9 protein-coding genes and 1 rRNA gene are annotated in these 14,952 nt (G+C 73.3%); 3 read left to right on the top strand and 7 right to left on the bottom strand.

Annotation, left to right across the window (positions count from 1 at the left end; all coding sequences use genetic code 11):
• From ABT247_RS14805 to trpS, 4 genes are all read right to left on the bottom strand, one after another.
• A 16S ribosomal RNA gene (locus tag ABT247_RS14805) occupies window positions 1–92 on the bottom strand; the annotation flags it as partial.
• A gap of 529 nt (window positions 93–621) precedes the next feature.
• Complete coding sequence (locus tag ABT247_RS14800; RefSeq protein WP_350742686.1) at window positions 622–1,296, bottom strand: nucleoside/nucleotide kinase family protein; 675 nt, start codon at window positions 1,294–1,296, stop codon at window positions 622–624.
• Between the two features lie 131 nt (window positions 1,297–1,427).
• A complete protein-coding gene (locus ABT247_RS14795) occupies window positions 1,428–2,378 on the bottom strand; it encodes a S66 peptidase family protein (protein WP_350742684.1) in 951 nt (316 codons plus the stop codon).
• A gap of 164 nt (window positions 2,379–2,542) precedes the next feature.
• Entirely contained in the window at window positions 2,543–3,697 is a 1,155-nt protein-coding gene (gene trpS / locus ABT247_RS14790; RefSeq protein WP_350742682.1) for a tryptophan--tRNA ligase, read from the bottom strand.
• A 453-nt stretch (window positions 3,698–4,150) separates the two neighbouring features.
• On the opposite strand from trpS, the gene ABT247_RS14785 reads away from it, so the two are divergent.
• The gene (locus tag ABT247_RS14785; RefSeq protein ID WP_350742680.1) at window positions 4,151–5,593 is read left to right on the top strand and encodes a hypothetical protein; all 1,443 of its coding nucleotides are present in this window, start codon (window positions 4,151–4,153) and stop codon (window positions 5,591–5,593) included.
• A 138-nt stretch (window positions 5,594–5,731) separates the two neighbouring features.
• Here the strand turns inward: ABT247_RS14785 and ABT247_RS14780 are convergent, their stop codons facing one another.
• Window positions 5,732–6,265 carry an NUDIX hydrolase gene (locus tag ABT247_RS14780; RefSeq protein WP_350742678.1) on the bottom strand — a complete coding sequence of 178 codons (534 nt, stop codon included), beginning with the start codon at window positions 6,263–6,265 and terminating at the stop codon, window positions 5,732–5,734.
• A gap of 243 nt (window positions 6,266–6,508) precedes the next feature.
• On the opposite strand from ABT247_RS14780, the gene ABT247_RS14775 reads away from it, so the two are divergent.
• Window positions 6,509–7,456, top strand: coding sequence for an ATP-grasp domain-containing protein (locus tag ABT247_RS14775; protein ID WP_350742676.1), 948 nt, complete (start codon window positions 6,509–6,511; stop codon window positions 7,454–7,456).
• 199 nt (window positions 7,457–7,655) lie between these two features.
• Here ABT247_RS14775 and ABT247_RS14770 read toward each other — a convergent pair whose 3' ends face one another.
• Together ABT247_RS14770 and ABT247_RS14765 are read right to left on the bottom strand one after the other, a co-directional pair.
• The gene (locus tag ABT247_RS14770; RefSeq protein ID WP_350742692.1) at window positions 7,656–11,621 is read right to left on the bottom strand and encodes an ABC transporter transmembrane domain-containing protein; all 3,966 of its coding nucleotides are present in this window, start codon (window positions 11,619–11,621) and stop codon (window positions 7,656–7,658) included.
• A gap of 709 nt (window positions 11,622–12,330) precedes the next feature.
• Window positions 12,331–13,035: an SACE_7040 family transcriptional regulator gene (locus ABT247_RS14765; protein ID WP_350742674.1), complete on the bottom strand. Its 705-nt coding sequence runs from the start codon at window positions 13,033–13,035 to the stop codon at window positions 12,331–12,333.
• A gap of 128 nt (window positions 13,036–13,163) precedes the next feature.
• On the opposite strand from ABT247_RS14765, the gene ABT247_RS14760 reads away from it, so the two are divergent.
• A complete protein-coding gene (locus ABT247_RS14760) occupies window positions 13,164–14,876 on the top strand; it encodes a carboxyl transferase domain-containing protein (protein ID WP_350742672.1) in 1,713 nt (570 codons plus the stop codon).
• The last annotated feature ends 76 nt before the right edge of the window (window positions 14,877–14,952 follow it).

Here is a 14,952-nt window from a genome sequence, read left to right as displayed (position 1 = left end):
CTGATCCACCCCGAAGGGCTTCACCGTTCGACTTGCATGTGTTAAGCACGCCGCCAGCGTTCGTCCTGAGCCAGGATCAAACTCTCCGTGAATGTTTACCCGTAATCGGGTCGACACCCGCGTTGAGCGGCACGGCAACCACCGGAATAAGGCGGCCCCGCGCACTGCGTCCTCGCTAGTGTTATTTCAAAAGGAATCTCCAACCCCGATCAGACGATCGAGGCCGGGGATGTCAACATATCTGGCGTTGACTTTTGGCACGCTGTTGAGTTCTCAAGGAACGGACACTTCCTTCAGGCCGCCTTCCAGCGGACCCTCCGGGCGCTTCGTTCTTTCGTGTCTCCAGCTTATCAGATGTTTTCCGCTCCGTTTCCGGCGCTTCCCTCATCCAACTCGCTGGTGCCTTCCGGGGTTTGACGCCCCGTCCGACGTTCCAAACTCTAGCCGATCCCCGCCCCGAAAAGCGAATCGAGCGCAATCCGATAAAACGAGCACGCCGAATAAGCACCGAGCCGCACCGCGCAAAGCGAAACGACCGGCACGAACCGGAAGTGTGTTCAGAGGATTGGCCGCCCCGGGACCGTCCGCGCCGATGCGTGTCCGGTGCTCCCTGCCGAGCGACTAGGAAACACTACCCCTCTGAGGCGCCTCGTGCAAACCGCTCCCGAGGACCGTCCGGGTGCAGACCGCCCGGCCCGCCTTCACGTACTCGCCGTTGGGGTGGTCGTTCCCGTTGACCCACCGGCGAGCGGTGGTCTCGTCACGGCCACCGTCGAGGTGGCGGCGCAGCAGTCGTTCCTCGCGGACGGCGTCCTCGGTGTGGACGTACCAGAGTTCGCGCAGCAGTCGGCGGGCGTCCGGCCAGGGGGCGTCGGCGGAGGCGAGGTAGTTGCCCTCGGTGATGACGAGGCGGGTGTGCGGGCGGACGACGTGGCGGGCGGCGACGGGCTCGTCCAGGGTGCGGTCGAAGTCGGGCGCGTAGATGTCCTGGAAGCGGTCGGCCGCGATCCGGCGCAGCAGGGCGACGTAGCCGTGGGCGTCGAAGGTGGCCGGAGCTCCCTTGCGGTGGGCCAGGCCGAGGCGGTCGAGCTGGGCCGCGGAGAGGTGGAAGCCGTCCAGCGGGACGTACGCGGCGGTGCCGGGGCCCTCGACCCGTTCGACCTCGGCGACCAGGTGGCGGGCCAGGGTGGACTTGCCGGCGCCGGGCGGGCCGGCAAGTCCGAGGATCGTGCGGGCGTTGCTGCCCGGGCCCCGGAGGAATCCGAGGGCGAGAGCGGTGAGGCGGTCCTCGTTCATGGCCGCACCCTACTCACTCGTCCCGCACTCCCCACTCGCTCGTTTCGCACTCCCCCGGTCCTCGGCGAGGTGCTGGGGACCGGCCCTGTGAGGACGAGGACCCCACGAGGGAGGCGCTGGGCAGAGACGGCTCAGGTGAGGGCGGGCGATTCGAGCGTGAGGGTCCCGGCATCGGCATCGAGCAGGGCGGGGACGCCGAGCGGAACGGTGAGGCTGGACGGGCAGTGGCCGAAGCCGAGTTCCCAGAGCACCGGCACACCGAGGCTGCCGAGCCGGTCGAGCATGACGTCCCGGACGCGTTCGGGGCGTCCGCACCCCTCCCACGACCCGAGGGCTATGCCGGCCACGCCGTCCAGGGCGCCGGAGCGCAGGAACTGGGTGAGCAGCCGGTCGAGCTGGTACGGGTACTCGTTCACGTCCTCGAGGATCAGGATGGCGCCCGCGTAGGAGGGGCGAGCGGCGGGTGTGCCGCGCTCCGCGGCGAGCACGTGGACGCACCCGCCGGCGGTGACGCCGCGGGCGCGGCCGGGGACGAGCGCGGTGGCGGTGGGCGAGGTGAGGACGGTGGTGGCGGCGGGTTCGAAGAGGGTGCGGCGGAGGTGCTCGGCGGTGGGGCCGTCGTTGACGAAGGAGTCGCCGGAGGCCAGTGGCCCGTAGAGGGTGGCGAGGCCGAGGCGCTGGGCGAAGGCCTCGTGCAGGGAGCTGACGTCGCTGAAGCCGACGAAGGGCTTGGGGCGGGCGGTGCGCATCGCGGTCCAGTCGAGCAGGTCGACGATGCGGTGGACGCCGTAGCCGCCGCGGGCGCAGATGACGGCATCGACGGTGGGATCCAGCCAGGCGTTCTGCAGGTCGGCGGCACGATCGGCGTCGGTGCCGGCGAGGTAGCCGAGGGTGGGGTGGGTGTCGAGGACGTGCGGGCCGACGGTGACGCGCAGGCCCCAGGAACGGAGGATCGCGCAGCCGGCGGTGAGGCGCTCGGGATCGATCGGTCCGCTGGGGGCGACGACGGCGATGTGGTCGCCGGGGCGGAGGTGGGGCGGGCGGGTCAGCGCCTGGCCGGGCGTGGTCGGGTGGTGGTCCATGGGCCGGGCCTTTCGGGCGAGGAGGGACGGTGGGCGGCCGCGGGGCGTGGTCGCGGCCGCCCGGTGACGATATGCCCCCGCGTCAACCGGCCGATGTCCGTGGCGCCGACGGCCTGACGGTGCCTCGGACCGGCCGGCGGTGCTCCGGCTCGGCCGGACGCTCTTCAGACCGCTCCCATCACCTCCCGCACCTCCGCGAGGGTGGCGTCGGCGACGGCGTTGGCCCGCTCGGCGCCGTCGCGCAGGACCTGCCGCAGGTGGCCCCGGTCGGCGGCGAGTTCGGCTCGTCGGGCGCGCAGCGGGCGAAAGTACTCGTTGACGGACTCGGTGACCGTCCGCTTCAGCGCCGCGGCGCCGCCGTCGCCGACCTCCTCGGCGATCGTTTCGGGGGCGCGGCCCTGGCAGAGCGCGGCGAGCAGGACCAGGCCGGAGACCCCCGGGCGGCGCACCGGGTCGTAGCCGATGCGGCGATCGGTGTCCGTCCTGGCACCGCAGATGATCCGGGCGGTCTCGTCCTCGGTGGCGCCGAGCGGGATGGCGTTGCCCCGGCTCTTGCTCATCTTGCCGCCGTCGGTGCCGAGCAGCATCGGGGCTTCGGAGAGCAGGGCCTCGGGGCGGGGGAAGACGGCGCTGCCGTCGGCGTGCGGGTAGCGCTCGTTGAAACGGCGGGCGACGGTGCGGGCGACCTCGAGGTGGGGCAGCTGGTCCTGGCCGACCGGTACGAGGTCGGCCTTGCAGAACAGGATGTCGGCGGCCTGGTGCACGGGGTAGGTGAACATCAGTCCGTTGACGGCCGCCTGGCTGGAGTGGGCGATCTCGTCCTTGACTGTGGGGTTGCGGCTGAGTTCGGCGACGCTGACCAGGCTGAGGAAGGACAGCAGCAACTGGTTGAGGGCGGGGACGGCACTGTGCGCGAAGATCGTGGCGCGTTCGGGGTCGAGGCCGGCCGCGAGGTAGTCGAGGACGAGGTTCTCGGTGTGTTCGGCGAGCCGGTCGGCGAGGTCCCGGTCGGTGATGACCTGGTAGTCGGCGACGAGGACGAACATTTCGACGCCCCGGCTCTGGAGACGGACGCGGTTCCGCCGGGTGCCGAAGTAGTGGCCGAGGTGGAGCGGGCCGGTGGGGCGGTCGCCGGTGAGGACGCGGTGGGCGGTCGGGTCGGTGATCCGCGCGGCGGTGATCGGGGCGGGGGCGTCGGCGGACGTGAGGGCCGGGGGTTCGGGTGACGGGCATCGGGGGTTCTCCCTCGGTTCGGCGGTGGTTGCGGCCGTCCGGGGCGAGGGCCCGTCCTGCGGGAGAAACGCAGCAGGGCCGTCCATCCCGGACGGCCCTGGTCAGGCGAGTGGGGTGGCCGTCCTAGGACGGCCACCAGCACAGGCCCGCAAAACGCTTCATGTGCTCAACGATAGCGGTGCTCGCCGGGTGGCACCGGCCTTTTGCCGCTGCCCTGCCGTGCTTCGGGCGGGGGCGGTGGGAGCGCAGGAACGGCCGGACGGGCGTGAGCCCGGGCGGCGTCAGCCCGGGCGGCGGCTGCGGGTGGCTGGCCCGGACGACGGTCTCGCCCCATGGCGTGGCCGAGGGCGCGAGGCTGGCGGCGCTCGGCTACGCGTCGGGGCGCAAGGGGTCTGGTGCGCGCGGCAGTTGAGCCGGCACAGCCGGCTGGAAGGGGAGGCGACCTCTCGGTGGTCGCGCGCACACGCCCGGGAACAACGCTTGGACCTGGTCGCGCGGTGCGGGAGGATCGTCCGGACCGTCCCCCGAAGGGCCAGCCGATGACATCGCTCCGTCGCACCGCCATTGATCCGTCCCTGCCCGGACCGCCCTCCGACGGCGCCGACTCCTCACCGCCCGCCGCCGCACCGCCCGCCGTGGACGTCACGGAGGTCAGGGACGCCAATGGCGTCAGGGACGTCATGGGCGTCGCGGCCGGTTCGGACGCCCTCGCTTCGGATGCCCTGGGTGGCACGGACATCCCGGCTGCGAGTCCCGGACCGGAAGCGCGGTCCGCGCCCGGCTGCTCGATCACCACGGCGGCCGAGGGTTGCGCGATCGCGTCCCGAGGGGCCGGGCACGACCGCTCCTGCCGCCACGACTCGGTGCCGCAGCCGCGCAGCAAGGAGGACTCGGAGGCCTACCTCGCCGCGACCACGGCCCCGACCCCGGTCGTGAATCCGGCAGTGAATCCGGCAGTGGACCCGGCGGTGCACACGGCCGTGCGTCCGACCGTGGATCCGGCCGCGGCGGAGGGCGACCCGACGGCGGCACGGCTGCGGGCCGCGTTCGCCGACCGGCTTCGGGCCGCACGCGCGGAGGGGCGCTCGCCGGCCGAACTGGCGGCCGCGTGCCGACGTCCGGTCGAGGAGGTACTGGCACTGCTCGGCGAGGAGCCCGGGCAGGACCACGACGGGGAGGACGCTCCGGTCGTCGGGGCCGAGTCGGAGTCCGTCCGGCCGCAGCAGCCTGCGGTGGCCGTCGAAGCCACCTGGCCCGGACCGGCGCAGCGTACGGTCCCGGAGGCCTGGCGGAGCTTCGGCTTCCGACGGCCGGCCCCCTCGCGTCGGCTGCGCCGGATGCACCCCCGGGCCGAACGGACCGGGCAGGAGGCGGCCGAACGGGAGACGGCCGCACGGCGGACGGTCTCGACCGGCCTGACGGGGTCCGAAGCGCGCGGCGCTGAGCGGGCGGAGGCGCTGCCCGGCGCAGCGGGGTCGGCGGCTGACCACACGGCTTCCGCCCAGGGGGCTGAGACCTTCTCCGGGGGTTCACCGGACGCCTGGTCGGGGCCCTCGTCGAACGCCTCCTCGGGGACCGGGACGGCCGTGTCGGCGGTGCCGAGCGCCGAGCCGGAGACGGGTGTCGGGGTGTCCAGGGCCGAACCGCCGCTCGGCGTCCTGATCGGTGGCGGTCCCGGCCAGCCCGAGGCAGTCGGCCGCTCGGAGGAGCGGACGCCGGTCCGGACGGCGGCGGAGCCGATCCGGGTCGGACGGGGCACCAGTCTGGTGGTGCTGCCCTCCTGGCGTCCCGCCATCGCGGTCTCGGTGTCGACCGAGCAGTTGCTCACCGAAACCGGTCTCACCGTCGAGCAACTGCCCCATGCCGGGCTGACGGTGATGATGAACCCCTGGGCGATGCACGACCGGGAGCTGGGCCTGCACGGCTGGTCGGTCGGTCCGGCCGGGAGGCGAGGGCAGGCGCGGCGCAGCGGTCAGGGGTAGCAGCGCCCCGCCGACGAGCGCGAGTGGCCGTGCCCGTCGGGCGGATCGGGTCCGCCGGCCGGCCTACGGGTCGGGACGGCGGGCAGGCGGCAGCCGGCGGGGCGGGACAGCGGGCAGCCGACGGGTCGGCGGGGCGGGTCAGCGGACAGTCGGGAAGTTCGGGATGTAGCCGAGGTCGACGGGCACCGGCGGGCGCCCGTCGACCGCCCAGCCCGCCCGGACCGCAACCAGCAGCTCGGGGAGCCGGGGCGGCCAGAGCGCGTCGGCGTTCTCATCGGCGAGGTCGGCCGGGGTCCACCAGCGCCAGTCGAGGATCCGGTCCTCGGCGTGCACCGCGCTGACATCGCCGACCGGCCCGCGATGCGGTCCGCGGGTGAGGTAGATGTGCTCGTGCTGGCGGACCGGCGTGCCGTGCCAGGTGAAGTCGTGCTCCCAGGTGCAGAGCAGCGGGCCGGGCTCGAGGTCGGTCCAACCGGTCTCCTCCCACAGCTCGCGCCGGGCGCCGTCCAACGGACTCTCGCCCTGCTCCAACCCGCCCCCGGGCATGGTCCAGTGCACACCGACCTCGTCGTTGTCCGAGCGGAGCAGGAACACCGAGCCGGTCCCGTCCAGGACCACCGTCCGGGCGGCCTGCCGGGGAACGCGTTTGCGGGATCTCAGCAGTTTTCGCACCGGCACACTCTGGCAGCGCCCGACCGGGGCGTCGAGCGGATTCACCGACCCGGCCCGGTGCCGGCATCGCTGAACAGCGAGCCCCTGATTTGAGTAGTCGGACCCCCGAACCGTTGAGCCGCCGAACCGTTGGGCCGTTGGACCGTTGGGCCGTTCCGAGTGGCCGCGCCCGATCGCCCTGGCCGGCTCGCCTCCTGGCGCAAGGGGACACGCGGCCGGTCCGTCGGACGTACTCTGGCCGCCATGCCCGTACCCTCGATCCTCTTTCCCGCCGACCCGCTCAATCCCCGCCGACCCGACCCGCACTTCGCCTGGGAGGCGAGGATCCTGCGGGAGTTGGGCGGCGAGCACCACCTGGTCGACCACGACGCGCTGCTCGCCGGGCAGGCCGAGGAGGCGATCCGCCGGGTACCCCGCGGCATCGGCCCGCTCTGGTACCGGGGGTGGATGCTTCCCTCCGCCCGCTACGCCGAGTTCACCGCGGCGCTCACCGCCCGCGGCGGCAATCCGCTGACCAGCGCGCCCGGTTACGCGGCCGCCCACGAACTCCCTGGCTGGTACTCCGTGTTCGAGGGGGCCACGCCGTCCAGCGTCTGGATCCCGTCCGACGGCTCGGCGGCACCCGGGCCGGAGGAACTGGCTGCCGCCGTGGCCCGGTTGGGCGGCAGCGGGCCCGCGATCGTCAAGGACTACGTGAAGTCACGCAAGCACGAATGGCTCGAAGCCTGCTACGTGCCGGAGTTGGCGGATCTGGCGGCGGTCGGCCGGGTGGTCGGGCGGTTCGTCGAGTTGCAGGGCGAGTTCCTGGCCGGCGGGGTGGTGCTGCGGCGGTACGAGGAGTTCGAGCGGGCGGCCGGCGAGGCGGGCTGCACGGATGGAGCGCCGGACTGTACGGGCGGAGGCTCCGACGGCGCGGACGGGCGGGCCGTGGAGGCCCGGGTGTGGTGGCTGGACGGACGGCCGATCATGGTCGGGCCGCACCCGGACGACCCGCGTCAGCAGGTCGAGCCCGACTTGACCGGTGTCCCCGCGTTGGTGCGAAGACTCGGTTGCCGCTTCGTCACCACCGACCTCGCCAGCCGGGCCGACGGGTCCGGCTGGCGGGTGGTCGAGGTCGGTGACGGCCAGGTCAGCGACCTGCCGCGGGGCATCGACGCCGCAGGGCTGCTGACTTCACTGATCACGGCCTGAGGGCTCTGCGGCGGCGCGGCCCTGTCGGCCTCGGCCCCGCTGACTCGGGCTGCGCTGTCCCTGGCCGAGTCGCCCCCGTGGTCCGGTGCCCTGGCCTGAGCCGCTCGTCCGGGTCGCCCGGACGAGGACCGCTCCAGGCCGGCCCCGCCCCCTGACCGGGGCCGGGGCCGGGGCCTCACCGGGGCCGGAGCCTCACCGGCTACCGGGCGCTGACAGCCTCGGCCGCCGGGTGGCCGTCCGCGATGAACGCCTGCCAGAGCCGGGCGTACGCACCGCCGCGCGCGAGCAGTTCGGTGTGGGTGCCGTCCTCGACCACCCGGCCGTGGTCCAGCACGACCACCCGGTCGGCACGCTCCGCCGTGGTCAGGCGGTGCGCGATGACCAGCGTGGTGCGGCCACCGCTCAGCCGGTCGGCGGCCTGGTTGACCGCCGCCTCGGAGGCCAGGTCCAGAGCGGCGGTGGCCTCGTCCAGCAACAGGATGTCCGGGTCGACCAGTTCCGCTCGGGCCAGGGCGATCAACTGGCGCTGGCCCGCCGACAGATTGCGTCCGCGGCCCGCGACCTCGTGGTCGTAGCCGCCGGGCAGCCGGACGATCATGTCGTGAGCGCCGACCGCCCGGGCCGCCGCCTCGACCTCGGCCGCCGAGGCGTCCGGCCGCCCGTACGCGATCGCCTCGCGGACCGTGCCTGCGAACAGGTACGCCCCCTGGGGCACCACGCCGAGGCGGTGACGGTACTGGGCCAGGTCGTACCGGGTGAGGTCGACGCCGTCGACCCGGACGGTGCCGGCCGTGGCGTCGTAGAACCGGGCGACCAGCTTCACCAGCGTCGACTTGCCCGCACCGGTCTCGCCGACGAGCGCCACCGTCTGACCGGCGGGAATGTGCAGGTTGACGTCGCTCAGCACCTCCGGGGCGCCGTCCGCCCCGCCGTTGTAGGCGAAGCCGACGCCCTCGAAGTCGATCTCGCCGCGCAACCCCTTCGGCACCGGGACCGGGTCGGCCTGCTCGGCGGTGGTGGTCGGGGTGCGCAGCAGCTCCCGGATCCGCCCGAGACCCACCGAGGCCTGCTGGTAACCGTCGAACACCTGGGACAGCTGGTTGACCGGGGCGAAGAACAGGTCGATGTAGAGCAGGTACGCGACCAGCGCGCCGACCGTCAGCGTCCCCGCGTCCACCCGGGCAGCGCCGACGATCAGCACCAGGGCGGCGGCCACGCTGGAGAGGAACTGGACGAAGGGGAAGTAGAGCGAGATGTACAGCTGTGCGCGGACCCGCGCCTCCCGGTAGGCGATGCCACGGGCCACGAAGCGGTCGGTGTTGGTGTCCAGGCGGCGGAACGCCTGGACGATCCGCATGCCGGCCACGTTCTCCTGCAGGTCGGCGTTGACGGCGCTGATCAGGTCGCGGGAGCGCTCGTACTGGTCCCTGGACTTCTTGCGGAACACCAGTGTCGCGATCACCAGCAGCGGCAGCACGGCGAACACCACGAGCGCCAGGCCGGCGTCGATGATCAGCAGAGCGGCGAAGATCCCGGCGAAGGTCAGCAGACTGACCAGGGCGGTGACCATGCCGGTCTGCAGGAAGGACGTCAGCGAGTCGAGATCGGTGGTCATCCGGGTCATGATCCGGCCGGTCAGCTCGCGCTCGTAGTAGTCCAGGCCGAGCCGGTTGAGGTGGGCGAAGATCTTGAGCCGGAGCGCGTACAGCACGCGCTCACCGGTGCGGCCGCTGACGCGGTTCTCGGCCCCCTGCACCAGCCAGTCCACCAGGACTACGGCCAGCGCGGTGATCGAGGCCACCGCCACTCCGGCCATCATGCCCTTGCGGACGCCCTCGTCTATGCCGTGCCGGATCAGCACCGGGAGCACCAGGCCGGCGGCCGCGTCCAGCGCGACCAGCAGGAAGGCCAGGGCCAGCGGGGCGCGGAAGGGACGGAGCAGTCGGCCGAGGGTGAAGTCGGGGTCGCCGGCCTCGGCCTCGGCGCGCGGGATGGCGGGGACGTCGGAGGCCGGCGGCAGGGCGGCGACCTTGGCCATCAGGTCGGGATCGGCGGTGCGGGCCGCCTTGGCGAGGGCCGGGGTGGCGGCGGCGGGCGCGGGTGCGGGTACCGGGGGCTGTTCGGCGCGACTGCTCTGCCCGGGCTGCTCGTTCCGCTCGCCTGCGTCGGGCTGGGGCCCGGACTGGGACTGGAGCTGGGGCCGGGACTGGAGCTGGGGCCGGGACTGGAGCTGGGGCTCGGACTGCAGTTGGGGCCGGGACTGGAGCTGGGGCTCGGGCTGCGGCGCGGGGTTGGGAATGCGGCCGGCTTCGGGGTCGGTGATCAGGGCCCGGTACTGAGGACATCGGGCTTCGAGTTCCTCGTGGGTGCCGATGTCCAGCAAGCGGCCGCGGTCCAGGACGGCGATCCGGTCGGCGAGTTGGAGGGTCGATCGGCGGTGGGCGATCAGCAGGGTCGTCCGGCCGGCCATCACCGAGCGCAGCGCCTCGTGGATCTCCGCCTCGACCTGCGGGTCCACCGCCGAGGTGGCGTCGTCCAGCAGCAGGATCCGCGGGTCGGTCAGGATGGCCCGCGCCAGGGCGATGCGCTGGCGCTGGCCGCCGGAGAGGGTCAGCCCCTGCTCGCCGACCTTGGTCTCGTAGCCGTCCGGCAGCACGCGGATGAACTCGTCCGCCTGGGCGGCGGCCGCCGCGGCGAAGATCTGCTCGTCGGTGGCGTCCGGCCGACCGTAGGCGATGTTGGTGCGGACCGACTCCGAGAAGAGGAAGCTCTCCTCGGGGACGATGCCGATCGCCGCACGGACCGAGTCCAGGGTGAGGTCGCGCAGGTCGTGGCCGTACAGGCGGACAGCACCGGCGGCCGGGTCGTAGAAGCGGGGCACCAACTGGGCCACCGTCGACTTGCCGGAGCCGGAGGCGCCGACCAGGGCGAGCGTCTCGCCGGGGGCCAGCTTCAGGCTGAGGCCGTGCAGGACGGGGGCGGGGTGTTCCGGGTCGTAGCGGAACTCGACCTGGTCGAACTCCAGGGCGACCTCGCGTGTCCGCGGACCGACGGTGGTCGCACCGGCGGGAGCTCCGGTCGGGGCTTCAGCCGAGGCACTGGCTGGGGTGCCGGCCGCAGCGCCGGCCGCGGCTCCGTCCCGGGCGAGGTCCTGGGCGGCCTGGTCGGGTTCCTGGGCGAGGTCCGGGGTGAGCTGGAGGGTGAGCGCGCCCGGGCGCTCCTGGACCAGCGGGCGCTCGTCGATCAGCTGCAGGACGCGTTCGACGCCGGCGCGGGCCTGCTGTCCGACCGTGATGACCATGGTCAGCATCCGCACCGGACCGGTCATCTGGGCGACGTAGGTGGAGAAGGCGACGAAGGTACCGAGCGAGACCCGGCCGTCGACCGCCAGCCAGCCGCCGAAGGCCAGCACCGCGACCTGGGCGAGGGCCGGGATCGCCTGCATCGCCGGGTTGTAGCGGGCGTTGAGGCGGATCGACCGCAGGCGGGCGGCGAACAGGTTGCGGGAGGCCAGCTCCAGCTTGTCCCGTTCCTGCGCCTCCTGACCGAAGCCCTTGACCACCCGGACACCGCCGATCGCGCCGTCCACGACGCCCGCGACGGCCGCCGCTTCCTGCTGGGCGGCCCAGGTGGCCGGGAACAGGCGCTTGCGGCTGAGCACGCTGACCCACCACAGCGCGGGAGCCATGACCAGGGCGATCACGGTGAGCGGCGGGGACAGCCAGAGCATCACGGCCAGCGACATCACGAACATCAGCAGGTAGCCGGTCATCATCGGCAGCATCGAGAGCAGGCCGTTGATCAGCTGGAGGTCCGAGGTCGCGCGCCCGACCACCTGCCCGGTGTCCAGGCGGTCCTGACGGTGGCCGTCGAGCCGTCCGAGCGACCGGAACAGGTCGCTGCGCATGTGGTGCTGGACGTCGAGGGCGAGCTGGCCGCCGAAGTAGCGGCGGACCTGGGTGCAGCCGAAGACGACGAGGGCGGCGAGCAGCAGCACCACGGCCCACGGCGCCAGCGAGCGGCTGTGCGCGACGATGACGTCATCGATGATCAGCTTGGTGACCAACGGCACCAGCGCGGTGACGGCCATGCCGAGGAGCGAGGCGCCGAAGGCCAGCAACAGGCTGCGCCGGGACCGCCAGCTGTAGCCGACCAGTCGGCGCAGCCAGCCGTCGGCCCCGGCCCGGCCGTCGGGGTGCGGCTCGGGGTGCGGCTCGGGCTGCTGCTCGACGCGCGCGTTCGTGGGCGGCTCGGGGGCCGCCGGGCCGCGGGATTGCTCCACCGTAGATCCGTGAGTCTCACGCATATTTAGGGATGCTAACCATTTCGTCGGATCGTCGCCATGGAATTCCGGCCGCCGGGGCGCTCGGCGCACGCGCCGAGGCCGACCGGATCGTCCGGTCCGGCGGACTGGGCAACAGTCTGCGGCCTGCGCTGATTCCCACCCGGGGTCACCGCGCCCGGCAAGCCCGCCCGAATCTCCAGGGTCACCGACGGACCGTCTGGCGCCCAGCGACCCGGGGGCGGGTCGACACCGTTCTTTGGACCTAGGGCCACCGGTCCGCGCGCGGGCGGTGCGGACCCGGGCATGGGGCGGCGCGGGAGGGCGCCCCCGGCGCTCGGGCGCTCAGCCGTTCGGGGTTCCGCCGTTCAGGGGTTCCGCCGTTCGGGTGTTCGGCCGTTCGGGTGTTCGGCCGTCCGGACACCCTGGATGCGGGCCGCTCCCGTCGACCTCGGGGGCGTACGGGCGCGCGGACCACCGGATCGGGCGGCCGCCGGCCGCCCGGCCATCGGAGCCGCCCGAGTGCCGGACCGGCTCGGGCGCCAGGCCGGCTCGGGTGCCAGCCGGTTTGAACGCCGGACCCGCCCAGAGGTCAGACCCGCTCGGACGTGTCGGCGGGAGCCGTGTCCGAGGCGGCGGACTCGGCGGCGGAATCGGCCGCGGAAACGGCGGCGGACTCGGCGGCGGCCGCGAAGGCGCCGTGGGCCAGGGTGTGCAGCAGCGCGGCCATGCCGTCGCGCTGAAGGCCGGTGCGCTCGCCCTGGGCCGGGTGGGGCCCGAGGCTGTGCGGGGTCGAGTTGATCAGACCGAAGACCGCGTGCACGGCGGCCCGGGCCACCGGCTCGGCGGCCGGCCCGGCCAGCGGCGGGTAGGCCTGCCGGACCACGTCCACCCACAGCTCGACGTAACCGCGCTGCAGCCGCCGGACGGTTCGGCGGTCCTCCTCCTTGAGGTTCAGCAGCTCGCGGTCGTGCAGGGTGATCAGGTCGCGGTCGTTGAGGGCGAAGTCGACGTGGCCGCTGATCAGGGCGTCCAGCGCGGCGGACGGGCCGTCGCCGCCACCCGCCCGGCGCCGCCCCTCCTCCAGCAGGCGCTCGCTGATGCCGATCAGCAGGTCGGCGAGCATGGCGTCCTTGCCGGCGAAGTGCCGGTAGAGCCCGGGGCCGCTGATGCCGACGGCCTTGCCGATCTCGTCCACGCCCACGCCGAGGAAGCCCCGGGCGGCGAACAGTCGCGCGGCCTCCCGACGGATCTGGTCGCGGCGTGGGAGCGCGGAGGCTGCGGGGACGTTCGGCATGCTGCCCATCGTAGACAGTCGGGTTATCGGCCGTTAACCTGGCCGCGTAAGTTAACGTTAATTAACGTGATCGGGCGCACGGCGCTCGGTCCGGTCACCTGCTGCCGAGGGCAAGGGAGCTCTTGGGAATGGTCATCTCAACCAGCGGCGCCCCCTCCGGCGCCCGGCTCAACGCGGCCAACGGCTCGGCGGCGGCCCCGGGTGCGGTGCCGCCGGGAGCCGCCGCTCCGGCTCCCCGGCTCGGCACCTCCGTCGACCCGGGCTCCGCGGCCTACCGGGCCAACACCGAGGCGCACCAGGCGCTGGTCGCCGAACTGCGCGCCAAGCTCGACGCGGCGGCCCTCGGCGGCGGCGCCAAGGCCCGCGCCCGGCACACCTCGCGCGGCAAGCTCCTCCCGCGCGACCGGGTGGACACCCTGCTCGACCCTGCCTCGCCCTTCCTCGAGCTGGCCCCGCTGGCCGCCGACGGGATGTACGACGGAGCGGCGCCCGCGGCCGGGGTGATCGCCGGCATCGGCCGGGTCGCCGGACGCGAGGTGGTGGTGGTCGCCAACGACGCCACCGTCAAGGGCGGGACCTACTACCCGATGACGGTGAAGAAGCACCTGCGCGCCCAGGAGGTCGCGCTGGAGAACCGGCTGCCCTGCGTCTACCTGGTCGATTCGGGCGGCGCGTTCCTCCCCATGCAGGACGAGGTCTTCCCGGACCGCGACCACTTCGGCCGGATCTTCTACAACCAGGCCCGGCTCTCCGCGGCGGGCATCCCGCAGATCGCGGCCGTGCTCGGCTCCTGCACCGCGGGCGGGGCTTACGTCCCGGCGATGAGCGACCAGGCCGTGATCGTCCGCAACCAGGGCACGATCTTCCTGGGCGGCCCGCCGCTGGTGAAGGCCGCCACCGGCGAGGTGGTCACGGCCGAGGAGTTGGGCGGCGGCGACCTCCACTCCCGCACTTCCGGAGTGACGGACCACCTGGCCGAGGACGACGCCCACGCCCTCTCCATCGTCCGCACCATCGTGTCCGGGCTCGGCCCGCGCGCAGCCAGGCCGTGGCCGCTCGCCCCGGTCGAGCCCCCAGCCGTGGACCCGGCCGGCCTGTACGGGGCCGTCCCGGTCGACCCGCGCACGCCCTACGACGTGCGCGAGGTGATCGCCCGGCTGGTCGACGGCAGCCGCTTCGCCGAGTTCAAGGCCGAGTACGGCGCGACCCTGGTCACCGGCTTCGCCCGGATCCACGGCCACCCCGTCGGCATCGTCGCCAACAACGGTGTGCTGTTCTCCGAGTCGGCCCTCAAGGGCGCCCACTTCATCGAGTTGTGCGACCAGCGCGGCATCCCCCTCCTCTTCCTCCAGAACATCACCGGGTTCATGGTCGGCCGGCAGTACGAGGCGGGCGGCATCGCCAAGAACGGCGCCAAGATGGTCAACGCCGTGGCCTGCACCCGCGTCCCGAAGCTGACCGTGGTGATCGGCGGCTCGTACGGAGCCGGCAACTACTCGATGTGCGGCAGGGCCTACTCCCCTCGCTTCCTGTGGATGTGGCCGGGCGCCAAGATCTCCGTGATGGGCGGCGAACAGGCGGCCTCCGTCCTCGCCACCGTCCGCCGCGACCAGCTGGAGGCGCACGGCGAGGAGTGGCCGGCCGAGGCGGAGGAAGAGTTCAAGCGCCCCGTCCGCGAGCAGTACGAGCGTCAGGGCAACGCCTACTACGCCACCGCACGGCTCTGGGACGACGGCGTGATCGACCCGATGGACACCCGCACCGTCGTCGGTCTCGCCCTCACCGCCTGCGCCAACGCACCCCTGGCTCCGCCCGCGCCGTACGGGGTCTTCCGCATGTGACGCCTCCTGTGGTGCGTCAGGCGGCGCCTCGCGATGAGACGCCTCGCTTCGTGCCCTCCTCGGTGTGATCCTCGAG

The organism is Kitasatospora sp. NPDC001539 (genome assembly GCF_040298565.1).
GTDB lineage: Bacteria > Actinomycetota > Actinomycetes > Streptomycetales > Streptomycetaceae > Kitasatospora.
Note: the sequence above shows the minus strand (reverse complement) of the source record. Positions and strands in the feature narration are given on the sequence as shown.